The organism is Paenibacillus sp. DMB5 (assembly GCF_001517085.1).
Lineage (GTDB): Bacteria > Bacillota > Bacilli > Paenibacillales > Paenibacillaceae > Paenibacillus_AQ.
Map to the genome: position 1 here is coordinate 17,303 of NZ_LRAC01000130.1, position 13,145 is coordinate 30,447.

General features: G+C 51.9%; 14 protein-coding genes. 2 read left to right on the top strand and 12 right to left on the bottom strand.

Features of this window, described 5'->3' with window-relative positions:
- Positions 1-16: 16 nt before the first annotated feature.
- Both AWJ19_RS18870 and AWJ19_RS18875 read right to left on the bottom strand, forming a co-directional pair.
- Positions 17-781, bottom strand: a complete 765-nt coding sequence (locus tag AWJ19_RS18870; protein WP_068726065.1) for a sugar phosphate isomerase/epimerase — start codon at positions 779-781, stop codon at positions 17-19.
- Positions 782-807: 26 nt separating this feature from the next.
- A complete protein-coding gene (locus AWJ19_RS18875; protein ID WP_068726067.1) occupies positions 808-1,971 on the bottom strand; it encodes a Gfo/Idh/MocA family oxidoreductase in 1,164 nt (387 codons plus the stop codon).
- Positions 1,972-2,348: 377 nt separating this feature from the next.
- Between AWJ19_RS18875 and AWJ19_RS18880 the strand changes: the two genes are divergently transcribed.
- Positions 2,349-3,302, top strand: a complete 954-nt coding sequence (locus AWJ19_RS18880; RefSeq protein WP_241781804.1) for an AraC family transcriptional regulator — start codon at positions 2,349-2,351, stop codon at positions 3,300-3,302.
- Between the two features lie 30 nt (positions 3,303-3,332).
- Here AWJ19_RS18880 and AWJ19_RS18885 read toward each other — a convergent pair whose 3' ends face one another.
- Positions 3,333-4,448 (bottom strand): YeiH family protein, encoded by a 1,116-nt coding sequence (locus tag AWJ19_RS18885; protein ID WP_068726070.1) that lies wholly within the window; start codon positions 4,446-4,448, stop codon positions 3,333-3,335.
- Between the two features lie 176 nt (positions 4,449-4,624).
- Here AWJ19_RS18885 and AWJ19_RS18890 point away from each other — a divergent pair, with 176 nt between their 5' ends.
- Positions 4,625-5,512, top strand: a complete 888-nt coding sequence (locus tag AWJ19_RS18890) for a LysR substrate-binding domain-containing protein (protein WP_068726072.1) — start codon at positions 4,625-4,627, stop codon at positions 5,510-5,512.
- A 36-nt stretch (positions 5,513-5,548) separates the two neighbouring features.
- Here the strand turns inward: AWJ19_RS18890 and AWJ19_RS18895 are convergent, their stop codons facing one another.
- The 9 genes from AWJ19_RS18895 to AWJ19_RS18935 all read right to left on the bottom strand — a co-directional run bounded on the left by AWJ19_RS18895 (position 5,549) and on the right by AWJ19_RS18935 (position 13,101).
- Positions 5,549-6,229, bottom strand: coding sequence for an ABC transporter ATP-binding protein (locus AWJ19_RS18895; protein WP_068726073.1), 681 nt, complete (start codon positions 6,227-6,229; stop codon positions 5,549-5,551).
- Positions 6,226-7,344 carry an ABC transporter permease gene (locus AWJ19_RS18900; protein ID WP_068726075.1) on the bottom strand — a complete coding sequence of 373 codons (1,119 nt, stop codon included), beginning with the start codon at positions 7,342-7,344 and terminating at the stop codon, positions 6,226-6,228. Before AWJ19_RS18900 ends, AWJ19_RS18895 begins: the two co-directional genes overlap by 4 nt.
- A 69-nt stretch (positions 7,345-7,413) precedes the next feature.
- Positions 7,414-8,790 (bottom strand): HAMP domain-containing sensor histidine kinase, encoded by a 1,377-nt coding sequence (locus tag AWJ19_RS18905; RefSeq protein WP_068726076.1) that lies wholly within the window; start codon positions 8,788-8,790, stop codon positions 7,414-7,416.
- Positions 8,787-9,464 (bottom strand): response regulator transcription factor, encoded by a 678-nt coding sequence (locus tag AWJ19_RS18910; RefSeq protein ID WP_068726077.1) that lies wholly within the window; start codon positions 9,462-9,464, stop codon positions 8,787-8,789. The genes AWJ19_RS18905 and AWJ19_RS18910 overlap by 4 nt, the downstream gene beginning before the upstream one ends.
- 101 nt (positions 9,465-9,565) lie before the next feature.
- Positions 9,566-10,375 (bottom strand): SDR family oxidoreductase, encoded by an 810-nt coding sequence (locus AWJ19_RS18915; protein ID WP_068726079.1) that lies wholly within the window; start codon positions 10,373-10,375, stop codon positions 9,566-9,568.
- A 105-nt stretch (positions 10,376-10,480) separates the two neighbouring features.
- Positions 10,481-10,930 carry a MarR family transcriptional regulator gene (locus tag AWJ19_RS18920; protein ID WP_068726190.1) on the bottom strand — a complete coding sequence of 150 codons (450 nt, stop codon included), beginning with the start codon at positions 10,928-10,930 and terminating at the stop codon, positions 10,481-10,483.
- A 77-nt stretch (positions 10,931-11,007) separates the two neighbouring features.
- Positions 11,008-11,250: a DUF3977 family protein gene (locus AWJ19_RS18925; protein ID WP_068726081.1), complete on the bottom strand. Its 243-nt coding sequence runs from the start codon at positions 11,248-11,250 to the stop codon at positions 11,008-11,010.
- Between the two features lie 73 nt (positions 11,251-11,323).
- Positions 11,324-12,514, bottom strand: a complete 1,191-nt coding sequence (locus AWJ19_RS18930; RefSeq protein WP_068726083.1) for a metallophosphoesterase — start codon at positions 12,512-12,514, stop codon at positions 11,324-11,326.
- A gap of 176 nt (positions 12,515-12,690) precedes the next feature.
- Positions 12,691-13,101 carry a hemerythrin family protein gene (locus AWJ19_RS18935; RefSeq protein WP_082707992.1) on the bottom strand — a complete coding sequence of 137 codons (411 nt, stop codon included), beginning with the start codon at positions 13,099-13,101 and terminating at the stop codon, positions 12,691-12,693.
- Between the last annotated feature and the right edge of the window lie 44 nt (positions 13,102-13,145).

Below are 13,145 nucleotides of genomic sequence, written 5' to 3' on the forward strand. Positions count from 1 at the left end.
CTGTTCTCCCCTCAGGCTACAAGAGCTTTTTTAAATAGTTGAAGCTGATGGCCAAGCTTTCAAACGGATCACGCCGGCAGATATCCTGTTCAACCACATACCATTCCACCCCGGTCTCACGGCAGGCTTCAATAATATCCGGATAGTTCATGTTCCCTTCGCCAATCTCAGCAAAAGCCGCCTTTCGTTCAACAATTGCCATATCCTTGAGATGTACAACCTGCATTCTTCCCTCTACCTTGCGTACCCAGCTGACCGGACTGCCTCCACCTGCCTGGACCCAGTAGAGATCAAGCTCGAAGCCAACAGCATCTGCATCACTTTCACTCAATAGCACATCCATTCCGGTTACGCCGTCAAAGCGCTCAAATTCAAAATCATGATTATGATAAATGAACTGCAGCCCGTGCTGCTCCTTCAGTTTGCGGGCTATTTCCGAAGCCTGAACGGCAAAGCTGCGGTAGCCCTCCTGGCTGGTCTGATACTCTGCCGGAAGGGATCCCAGCCCGATGTACTTGCAGTTCCACAGCTTATGTTCAGCGGCAAGCGCATCCAGATCGTTTACCATCCGGTTCCAGGGAACATGTGTCGCACAGATCACAAGCCCTGCTTCATCTGCGTATTCTTTGACCAGTTGCGGATCTATGGGACCGATACCTGATATCTGTACAGCCTTATAGCCTATTTCTTTCAGCTTCTGAAAGGATTCTCTCAAGCCCTCCGGTGTTTTGGTAAATTCACGGAGAGTGTACATTTGCGCAGCAATGGCAGATAAGTTCATATTACAGGATCGCTCCTTATTGTAGTTTAGTGGGTTCCTGTTACATCCAGCGCTTTTCCCTGGCTTGCTTCCTTCTTGAATGTAGAGTTGCGGACCTTCTCCATCAGGTGTTCATGGAATAGATCAGCATCAATCGGCAGCTCTACCCAGTTATCGGTCCAGGCGGATAAATACATCGCGTTAGACAGCGTCAATCCGCGTATTCCCTCTTCACCCGGAGCAATCAAAGGCTCGTCATTCAGAATAGCGTTCGTAAAGTTACGCAGAATTCCCTGATGACTGCCTCCGTTACTCTTATCAACAGGGATTTCACATTTCCAGCATTCCGGCTGGCCGAATCCTCCGGTATAGGTGGCATTAAACTCAGGCTCCGGTGTGCGCAGCCGCCAGAACGTCAGGCTGCCGTCTTCCACAACGATTTTGCCGTTGTCTCCGGTAATTTCAAAACGGTTGGTTCCCGGCGCTTCACCCGTAGTTGTTATGAACAGGCCGGTCGCACCGTTCTCGTACTCTACATAAGCCGTTACATCATCCTCTACCTCAATGTCGCGGTACTTGCCGAATTGGCAAAAGGCCCGTACCCTCTTCGGCATCATGCCGGTTGTCCACTGCCACAGATCAAGCTGATGCGGGTCTTGATTCAGCAGAACCCCTCCGCCTTCACCTGCCCAGGTAGCCCGCCAGCCGCCGGAGTTGTAATAGCTCTGGGAACGGTACCAGTCTGTAATAATCCAGTTGGTGCGGCGGATCTCGCCAAGCTCGCCCGAAGCAATAAGCTCCTTCAGCTTCTTGTAGAGCGGATTCGTCCGCTGGTTGTACATAATGCCGAATTTGCGGTCACTCTGCGCGGCGGCATCGTTCATTTCCTGTACGGCCTTGGTGAATACACCTGCCGGCTTTTCGATCAGCACATGCAGGCCGTGCTTCAGGGCTTCAATAGCCAGCGGCGGATGGTCATAATGCGGCGTTGCAATCAGGACAGCGTCAATGCTCCCCGATGTAAACAGCTCTTCTGCAGTGCTGAACCGCAATACGTGCTCAGGCAGCTGCTCCGCTGCCCATTCCAGCCGCTCAGGGCTGATATCGCAGACTGCAGTTAATTCAGCGCCCTTCACTTCATTCAACAGACTGAATGCATGGGCCCGACCCATATTGCCGACTCCGATAATGCCAAAGCGAACCTTATTCATCTGGAAAATCACTCCTGTATTTGTTTATGAACTGAGAATAACCTTAATCCCGGCGGAATGACATGAGCGGAATTAAGGTGTTTTTGTATATAATTAAGATGTAATGAACAAATGAAAGCGGTATAATGGTTAAATAACGCTAGCCTTCAAAAATTGTACACTAACCTGCGAAGAACGCACTCCAGAGAATATTTGGACTTCCGGCCACTGTTAGGTTTGGATTTCCTGATTTTGGACCGCAGATTGCGGTAGAAATCCAAACCTAAAGGCGGACGCTGCCGCTCCTCCAGTTCCAAAATTCTCCTCCGCTGCTTCCGCCTATAGTGGATAATCTTTTCTGGCAAAACAAGTTAACCATTAAGGAGAGGAAGAAAGGAATGCACACTTCCGGCGAAGTGAACGGAAAGCTGAGAGGTAAAACAAAAGATAAGCACAACAGCGCTGTCCCTAAATTGAGCGGAAACATGAACAGCCGGCTGAGCGGAACCCAGACAGGCAATCTGACCGGAAGGCTTCTGCAGAATCTGACGGTGCGGGTGACGCACGCCCAGCTAAGCAGCAAATATCCGGGCTGGGACCGCAGCAATGAGACCCCCTCATTCAACCGGCTGTATTTCATAGACAGCGGAGAAGGCAAGGTTATCATTAACGGCGAGACCCATTATCCTCATGCAGGTCATTTGATGATTATGCCTGCGGGGACAACGCAAACCTCCATGACCTATCCGCACAATTCGTACGTCCGCTATTATTGCCATTTTGATGCACAAATCGGGGAATGGCCTTTGTTTCACAATGCGGGCAAGCTCTATATCTGTGAAGCGGCTGACCCTGATGCAGTCCGGGCAATTTTTACAGAATTGATCGCTTTATTTCAGGATGACAGCTTCCTGTCTACGCTGCGCAGGCAGGCCAGTTTACTGCAGCTGCTGGCCATCTGTCTGGAGGGGGGCGGTTATGCCAATTTTCTGGACGATGTGTCGCATACCGGGGATCACGGCAAGCTCGCCAGTGTGCTGGGCTATATTGAAGAGCATCTTCATGAGCCTATGGAGGTGGAGGAGCTGGCCGGACTGGTGCATCTTCATCCGAACTATTTTATTCCCTACTTCAAGAAGTTCATGGGGATGCCTCCGATGCATTATGTGCAGTACAAACGGATGGAGCAAGCCAAGCGCCAGCTGTCAGGCACCAAATCCAGCATAGGCGATATTGCCGAGCAGGTGGGCATGGACCTGGCTCATTTTTCCAAGGTATTCAAAAAACAACAGGCGTATCGCCGTCAGCCTACCGCAGCAGTACGCGGTAACGGATATATCTGCTGGAACTGATTCATCTGCACTTACTGATACCAATTACGATTATTTCAATCCCATTACATGAACAAGCACATATCCAAGCAGGGACAGCAGTATTGATCCTGCCAATCCGGCTGCAAAGGGCTTGCGGCCTAACCGGCCGAAGGTTGTAAGGTCAATGCCCAGTCCGAGACCCGCCATCGCCATGGCAAGCAGCAAATAAGCCAGCACCAGCAAATCAGCTGTTAGCTTATCGGGAAGCAATCCCAGGGTGTTCACTCCGCTCATCACCAGAAATCCGCCGATGAACCACGGTACGGGAAAGTTGCGCGGTGTGTTCTCTGCGTCGCTGCTCTGGCCGTCTTTACAGTGCTCCGCAGCGGACTGTTTACGCAGCCTGCGGTTTTCCCATAACCCTAATCCCAGCGCTACTGGTGCAAGCAGCGCTACCCTCGTCAGCTTGACAATAACCGCCAGATCAGCCGCCTGCTGCCCTACTGGAGCCGAAGCGGCGAGTACATGCGCGACCTCATGAAGCGTTGCTCCGGCAAATATGCCATATCCTGCTTCACTGAGTCCGAGCAGCGGATAGGCGGCAATGTAGACCAGTGTAAAAATAGTGCCAAGAACAGCAACCGTCGCAGCACTTACCGCTATTTCGTTATCGTCTGCCTTGATCTGCGGGGCAACCGCCGCTACGGCAGCCGCTCCGCATATGGCGGTTCCGCAGGCTGTCAGGATACCGAGCCTCCGGTCTATATTCATTGCTCTGCCCAGCAGATACACCGTGATCAGCGTGAATACAATATGAATTACAGCAATCGCCAGCACTTTAGGTCCGGCTTGTATGATGTCCGTTATATCAAGTCTCAAGCCCAGCAGGATAATACCGGCTCTGAGCAGCTTTTTCGATGAAAATTGGATACCAGGTGCCGCTCCCTCCGGTACACCGGCTGCTGCACGCAGTATAATCCCAAGCAGAATAGCAAGCACCAGCTGGCCCATCACGCCCAGTAAGGGCAGCATCGCCAAATATTTCGCTCCAATTGCAAGGGCAAGTGTAAGCAGCAGCCCTTCAGCCCCGCGGAATCCTGCATTCTTCCATCCCTGCTTCCTTCCCTGCTCATGCTTCCTTCCCTGCTCATGCTTGCTTAGCTGCTGAAATAAATGAATATGCATAGCTTTCACTCCCTATCCGCCTTATCACTGAGCGGCTTCTCTGCCCCAACTATACGTCCGGACAGCAGAAAAGGGAAATACCGGTTTGCTATCTCAATCATTACAAATCCTTATGATTGGATGGAATCTCTATGTTATTATTGAGATACTTCATCTTGATGAGCGGGGGGATAATCATGATTGTCGATGCATTGCGGGTATTTGTAACGGTCGCGGAGCAGCGGCATTTCTCCAGAGCCGGAGAGTTGCTGAACCTCTCACAGCCCGGCGTCAGCCTGCATATCCGTAACCTGGAGAATGAGCTGGGCAGCAAGCTGCTGCACCGTTCTCCCAAGGCAGTTCGGCTCACTGAAGCCGGTGCCGTGCTCTATAAACACGCCAAGCAGATTCTTGCCCATTACGAGGAGGCTGCTCAGGAAATCCGGCTGCTGCGGGATGAGGTTACAGGCAGTCTTATCCTTGGGGCCAGCTTTACAATCGGGGAGTATCTTTTACCTGGCAGACTGGCTGATTTCGCCAGGCAGTATCCGCAAGTGAACCTGCAGGTTACGATTGGTAATACCGAGGAGATTATTGCCGCCGTCAAAGGCAATCAGCTGGATATCGGTTTCATCGAAGGTGAAACCAGTGACACGGAGCTGGACATTATCCCCTATATGAAGGATGAGATGATCATTACTGCTGCAGCGGGCCATCCGCTTGCCGGGGAATTGATTGTGGATACCGGGATGCTGCAGAATCAGATCTGGGTGCTGCGGGAGACAGGTTCCGGCACGCGGGCATACAGCGATCATTTTCTGCAGGAAGGGCGGCTTACCGTTAAACGCTCTTATGTGTTTAACAGCAGCCAGGGAGTCAAGGAAGCGGTGGCCGCCGGTCTGGGACTTTCCCTGTTATCACGCTGGATTGTGCGCAAAGAGCTGGCCAGCGGGGAAATGGTCGAGCTCCGGACCAGACAGAAGCTGCCGGAAAGGGATTTCCTGATCATCCGCCGCAAAGAACACCAGACCGCAATGGCAATCCGCGTCTTTCTGGAAAAGCTGCTGACAGCGGAAAAAGCCTGATCCCGGCGTATCAAGGGATCAGGCTTATCATCAGATTTACTTATGCTCCACTAGAGCACCGTTCTCCAGAAGCAGCACACGGGTGCACCATTCCAGCATCCGTTCGTCGTGGGTGACCATGACTGCGGCTTTGCCTTCGCTCTGCACCTCATCCGCGATCATCCGTACGACCTCCCGGCCGCGCTCGAAGTCCAGACTCGCCGTCGGCTCGTCCGCGAACAGGATCGCCGGCTTGTTCATCCAGGCTCTGGCAATCGCCACACGCTGCTTCTCACCCCCGGACAGCTTCTCAGGATAGTGGCTGCGGCGATCCCAGATACCAAGCCGCTGCATCAGATGGGCTGCCCGCGCCTTTGCCTCCTTCGCCTCCAGCTTCGCCAGCCTGGCAACATACAGAAGCTGTTCCTCAACTTTCAGGTAAGGCAGCAGCTGCGCGCTCTGGAACATAAAGCCGATTTTTTGCAGCCTGAGCGCTGTCAGCTCCTTTTTATCCTTATTGTTAAGGGACTCTCCGTCAATGTAGATTTCACCGCTGGTTGGCGTCAAAAGTGCTCCCGCTGCAGAGAGGAAGGTGCTTTTGCCGGAGCCGGAAGGTCCCAGAACTGCCACGAACTCCCCTTCGTGAACCGTAAGATCAAGATTGTCCAGTACAGACATCGTCTGTCCGCCGTCCCCGTAAGTCTGGGTAACCTGCTTCATCATCAACATGGTACTCATGCTCCAGCCCTCCCTATCGCTTCCAAGGCATCTACCTTTGCTACTCTCGCTACCGAAATAAGCGCTCCAAGCAGTGACATCCCTACAAACAAAACGCTGGTCAGCAGAATGGTCGAACCTTCCAGCTGGAACGGCATCGAATCCGGAAGCCCCATATTCATCCCGAAGGTCAGCAGCAGGCTGACAGTCAGACTCGCTACGGAGAGGATCAGCACTTGGCCGACGACACTCCAGGCAAGATAGGACATTTTGGTCCCCATCGCCTTAAGAATACCGAACTGGCTCGTCTTTTGGATAGTGATAACATAAAAGAACACAGCGAGTACAAAAGCCGCGATGACAAACAGGAAGGCAATCATCATTTGCAGGGAATTCTGTTCTGCGGCATAGCCCGGAATACTCTTAATCGCCTGATTTTGCGTAATTGTCTCAACATGATCCAGCTTGCCCGCAATCTCGGCCGCCTGTGCCGAAGTTGCTTTTAGCGCTATAACATTATATGGAGCTGACTGCTGATCAGAGCCCGGCGGTACATTACCGCTCTTCATCGACTGCCAATCTGCCGTTGTAATATAGACGACTGGCATGTGGCTGTAGGAGCTGTCATCTACAACCCCTTGTACTTTGAAGCTCATTCCTGATGCCTGATCTGTTATCGTACTGCCGACGGTAATTCCCGACTCTGTAAGCTTCGAATCAACAACAGCGCCGCCCTGCGAAGAATTGGTTAAGGAGCTTCCTTCCACGACCTCAGGCGCGAGCATCCCGTCCATATCTACCGCAAAAAAAGTGATATCCGCCTTCGTATCAGCAGCCTCTGCTGTAACGGTGCTTGTCTGAACGGCAAGCGCAGCGGCATTTTGTGTGCCGGTAATAGACTGTGCTGTACTCAGATCTGTCCCGCTTAACTGGGAACGTCTGAAGGTATGCTCAGCATCGTCTTGTAACGCAAAGTAGTTGGCCGGCATATTTTCGACAGCAGAAATATTGGCATAGGCAAGTCCGCGGGCCAGTCCGGTTACGAACAGCACCAGAAACGAAACCAGCAGCATGATTACCATAATGAGACTGTATCTTGCCTTGGAGTGCCTCATCTCCCTCAAAGCCAAAAACATAGTACCACTCCCTCATCTCTGTATGACAACAGTGTAGAGGGCGAAAATGAACGGAGTATGAATAAACCATTACAGATGCGGCAGTGTCACCGTAAAAGCAGTACCTGCGCCAACGGTACTTTCCACCTCGATGGTGCCGTTATGCGCCATGACAATCTTTTGGGCGATCGAAAGACCGAGGCCGGTGCTGCTAGTACCCGCGGTGCGCGCCTTATCCCTTTTATAGAACCGGTCAAAAATCATCGGCAGCTCGGCAGGGGGAATCCCCTCTCCTGTGTCCGCTACTTTTACTGTACAAACCCCGTTAGCCGCCGATGCAGAAATGGTAATGGTCCCGCCCGCCGGCGTATATTTGACCGCATTGGATACGAGGTTCATCCACACCTGGTATAGCAGATTGGAATCGGCCGTAAGGGTAATCTCCTCCACATGCAGTCGTACTGCCAGTTCCTGTTCGGTCAGCCGCCATTCCATAATCTGAATGACCTGGCGCAGCTGTGCCCGGAGATCGACCTTCTGCTTCTGCAGCGCATTTTCGTCATAGTCCAAGGAGGAGAGGGTCAGCAGCTGTTTGCTCAGCACGGACAGGCGGCGGCTCTCCTGGTCAATAATATCCAGATACTCCATTCGCTGCTCCCCGGACAAACCGGTATCTTTAAGTGCATGGGCGAAGCCCTGAATCGAGGTCAGCGGGGATTCAATCTCATGTGAGACGTTGGCGACGAATTCCTGCCGTGCCCGGTTGGTCCGCTCCAGCTCCCTGCTCATGATCATAAAATGGGAAGCCAGCTGCCCGATCTCATCGCGCCGTCTTGTATTCAGCCGGATGTCATATCTGCCTTTGGAGATTCGTTGAGTGGCCGCGGTAAGCCGGGTAATCGGTTTAACGACATGCAGCACGGCTACAACAACAAACCATAAACTGAACAGAATGCTGAACCCGATCAGCATGGCAAAAAACATCCGCAGCTCGCCAAACTGCACCTGCGCATCCGGACGCATGAACAGCGCATAGGTCAGCCCGTTCAATTGGACCGGAACGCCGATGGTATTGGTAAGCTGATTATCGAAAAATCCGGTAATAAACGCGCTGCCCGGAAACTCAGCGACTCCATGATAGACACCGCCGCCCAGCACCAGCTCCAGCTTCTCCTCCGGCAGATCCTTTTCCCGGAAAGGCAGACCATAGAAGCGCTCATCGCCTTCCCCGTTGGTCAGGTACAGCTTATAGCCGAGCGAAGCCGTACTAAGCAGGTACTCCCCGGCACTGTCCGGATGATCCTGGATGAACTGCTGGAGACCGATGGCCATTTTGGTAAGCTTGGCATCGTTCTGCGGCTTGATCCGGGCCTGATAATACAGATTGGAAACAAGGAAGCCAAGCACACTGCTCATTACGATCATGGAACAGAACAGCAGGCACATTCTTATATAAAGGGATTTCATCCGTTCACCATATCCACTTTGTAGCCGATTCCGCGCACGGTCCGGATCACAAAGTCATTCTGGTAATCCGCAAACCGCTGGCGCAGCCGCTTGATGTGCACATCCACTGTCCGCTCATCCCCCTCGTAATCCGCTCCCCAGACCAGCTCAATCAGCTCACTGCGCGAAAACAACCGCCCCGGATACTGCGCAAGCTGTGCGAGCAGCTCGAACTCTTTTACCGGCAGCAGCAGTACCTCGTTTCCGTCACTGATCTCGTAATTTTTACGGTCAATCAGGATGGAGTTGAGGCGGATTTTATCATCCGAAGCGATCGAATACCGGCGGAACAGTGCCTTGATGCGGAACAGCAGCTCCTCCGGCTCAAATGGCTTGGTCACATAATCATCTGTCCCCCGCAGATACCCCTGCTCCTTGTCGCTTAGCTGCTGGCGAGCAGTGAGCAGAATAATGGGAATATCATAAGTTTCCCGTATGTACTGGCACAGCTCCAGTCCGTCCATCTGCGGCATCATCACATCCACAACCGCCAGATCCACGGTGCTTGCTTTCATCAGTTCCGCCGCCTGAAGCCCGTTTTCTGCCTCTGCAACAGCATAGCCCTCCCGCAGCAGTACATGCCGCAGCAGTGTGCGGATATTCATATCGTCGTCGGCAACCAGTATCCTTTTCATCGGCAATCCACTCCTGTATCCAAATCTAGCTGTCCTATATCGTAGCAACAATGCTTACGGATGACAACCGGACATCCTCTCTCTGTTAAATATGACTATCTCTATTCCGCTAAAATAAAATCCGCTATGCTCTTATTGAGCGGAGTAACGGGCTTTCCAATCCACCTCTCCAGATCGCCTGTTGTAGAGGCGGTGTTTATGCCGGCGAGATAGTTATAAATCCAGTGGCGAATTCCGGGGTCTTCACGGTGAACAACCGTTTTGCCAGCCCATTCGCTGAGCGCCTCAGCCAGATCATGAAAGGTCCAGGCCTGCGGTGCTGTTAATTCATAACTTGGATGATCATGCTGATTACTGAGAAGAACCTCTGCAGTTGCCTGTGCCAGATCACGGCGCGTAACCGAGTTGAAACGCCATTCTCCGGGGGGTGTGACCAGGACACCGCTGTTGATTGCCTCCTGTAAGCCGAGCACATTCACGAAATCCAAATACAATGCATTACGCAAAAAAGTGTATCTTAGTCCGCTATCCGCAATTGCCTGCTCTGTGAGGGTATGAACATTGTCCGGGCTTCCCTGATGTGAAAAAGCAAAGCCGGTATAAAAGATATGCTCCACACCGGCTCTGCGGGCGGCATCAATTACGCGCTTATGCTGGACAAGCCGGACAGCATCTTCCTGATGCGGGCTGGAGATTAACAGCAGCCGTGAGATATTGCGGAAAGCCGAATCAAGCGATTCCGGAACGTCATAATCCGCCATTCGTATTTCCACACCGGACTGCTGCAGCTCAGCAGCTTTATCCGGAGTGCGCACACCTGCAATGAGCTGTCCTGCCGGTATCTTTTGCAGCAGCTCCGTTATAATCATCCTTCCAAGCTGACCTGTTGCCCCGGTAATCATTATTGTCATTCATTCTCTTTCCCTTCTACAAAAAATAATAGTTATTTTAATTAACCCCTTAACTATCTGCACAAAAAGACAGGGAAACCATTAGCGGCTTAATAACCGCCTGGTCTATGCCCGGTTCAGCTTGCCCAGCAGCAGCAGCAGCTGACGAAGCTCCTGCTCTTCGAGCCGGCTCATCCGCTCTGCAACCGCAAGCCGGTTGTCCGGCAAATGCTCCAGCAGCAGCGCTTCTCCTTGCTCCGTAATCGTAATAACCGTCTTACGGCCGTCCTCGGCATGACCGGTACGGACGATATAGCTTTCCTTCTCTAAGGGTGCGAGCAGTAAGGTAATATTGGCTTTGCTGACGCCGATCTTCTCAGCCAATTCGGAAGGCAGCATACTCCCGCCATGCTTCGCAATCTCCACCAGAATCCGGACCCTGGCTCCGTTCAGTCCATGAGCCTGCCAGTATTTTTCCGATACAGCTACTGCACTCGCAGTCGTTTCTACCAGTGCAAAAAAAGCCTCAGTCGTGAACGGCTGCTCCAGCACAAGCTTGTGTAATTCATCCTTCACCGAAACCAGCTCCATTTAGTTAATACCTTAACTACTTTAATATACGTTCAACTGCCTCCCTTGTCAAAAGAAAAGTGTTAATTCATATAACTGCTGATGCCGAAGATGAGCTTGAATGCCTTCCGGCTTTTCCGGGTTCTTTTGAAACCTGATCTTACATCAAAAATAAATACCGTTCTACCCGCCCAGCATCTTATGTAAACGGAATGCAGCTTTACCGGCCCAATGATTCCCCGCTCCTCAAATTCAGTACCATCGGCAAGCTCCGTCTCAGTACGGATCAGCCAGCGGTTTCCGAGGCCAAACTCAATGTACTTCAATCTATCCACTCCCTGAACATGGTTAACCCCCCGCTCTCCCGTAAGATTGCAGGGGGTCTGTTTAAAATGAACCCTACACCAGCACTGTCTTCGCCGACAGCGGCTCTTCCTGATAGCTCTTGCTGCCTTCAAGCAGCACCTCCAGCCTGATCAGCTCCGAGCGGCTGGCCAGCCGGATTGGAGGTCCCCAGGTACCATAGCCGGATGACACGATAACATGCAGCTTATCTTTGAGCAGATAGCCCCAATCCAGTTCGAACAGGCGTCTCGTAATCCAGTGGTTCGGCGCGATCTGGCCTCGGTGGGTATGACCGGATAACAGCACATCCACACCCGTCTTCGCGGCAATGTCAAAACCGGTCGGCTGATGATCCATCATCAGTATCGGACGCGTATGATCAAGCCCCTCAAGCAGTGCCTGAACGCTCATTCTGCCGCCTTGCATCGACTCTGCTGTTTTGTCTTTTCGTCCGGCAATGTATACACCGCCTGCTTCAGCCACTTCATCCTGCAGCACCCTGATACCGATGCCTGCCATCACTTCCGTGTACTGGGCTATTGAACCGCCGTAATACTCGTGATTACCAAGAACGGCGTATACACCATAACGTGCCTTGAGCTGCTTCAGTTGCAGACTCATACCGTTTCGGATAAACGGCTCGATGCTGTCGTCCAGCACGTCACCGGCCAGCAGGATAATATCCGGCTCCATCCGGTTGATCTCAGCCACCATTTTGCGCAGATGGCGGTTACCGACGATGTTGCCCAGATGAAGATCGGATGCCACAGCAACAGTGAGCGGTGCACTGGTCCCGATGGACTTATCGATCCGGACCGGATGGGTCCGTACGACTGTACTCCAGGCATTGCGCGAGCCCCAGATCAGGAACACAGCCAGCAGCAGCACCAGCGTTATCCCGGCTTCGGCTGTAAATGCACTACGGTCAAAGCCCATCAGACCCAGCACCCAGTAGAGCAGATCGGTCAGCGGCAGCACAATAACAGCGAATTCCATGCAGGCCAGATAATAAGAGCCGATTACCTTAAACAACCTGGCGGCAGGCTTTACTGCCTTAGGCCAAGGAACCATTCCGATCATGTAAGCAAAGGCTATAAGCATAAACACCGTCCAGTACACACCTGCCAGGATACCCGGCACTACATCCTTCAGCCAAATCCAGAGATGATAGCCAATGTAGAAATTAACCAGTCCCAACACCAGCAGCATTACGGCACCAGACAGCAGCATACGCAAATTTTTCATTATTTCACTCCTTTAGCGTACAGCTTTTCTATACGTTACGTTCTAATTCAAATCATAACACAGAATATTTGCCAGGTATAAATTCTGCCCGCTGACTCTGATAAAATGCTTTCCAGACATCTGCTGCATATAAAAAAAGAAAATGCCTCACGGCATCTTCAAGTTCAATTATGTATTTATACCGCTTTGCCCTTGGCGGCAATACAGTCGCCGATCAACTGATCGCATTTGCTGATGTGGTTAAGCAGCCAGTCTGTCAATGTGCGGTTCAACTTGATTGTTGAGAGGACAGATACGCCCTTCGTCTTCACCGTCTCCTCAAGCTCCAGAACAGTCTGCACAAACTCTGCATGTGTCTTCTGGTGCTCCGCCAGCTCAGGGAAGTCAATGTCCACCATTAGCTGCTCTTCACTGCTGAAGTGCTCCAGCGTATACTCTTTAAGGAATCTCAGTGTCTCTTCGATTTGTTCTTTGCCCTTCTGATTGGTGCATGCCTCAAAAAATTCATTAAGCTTCTTCAGCAGCTGTCTGTGCTGGCAATCGATTGTCTCCACACCGATGTCGTACGATTCCTTCCAGTCGATCATAACTCACCTTGCCCTTTTCCAAATTTTCCAAGTAGACAAATACA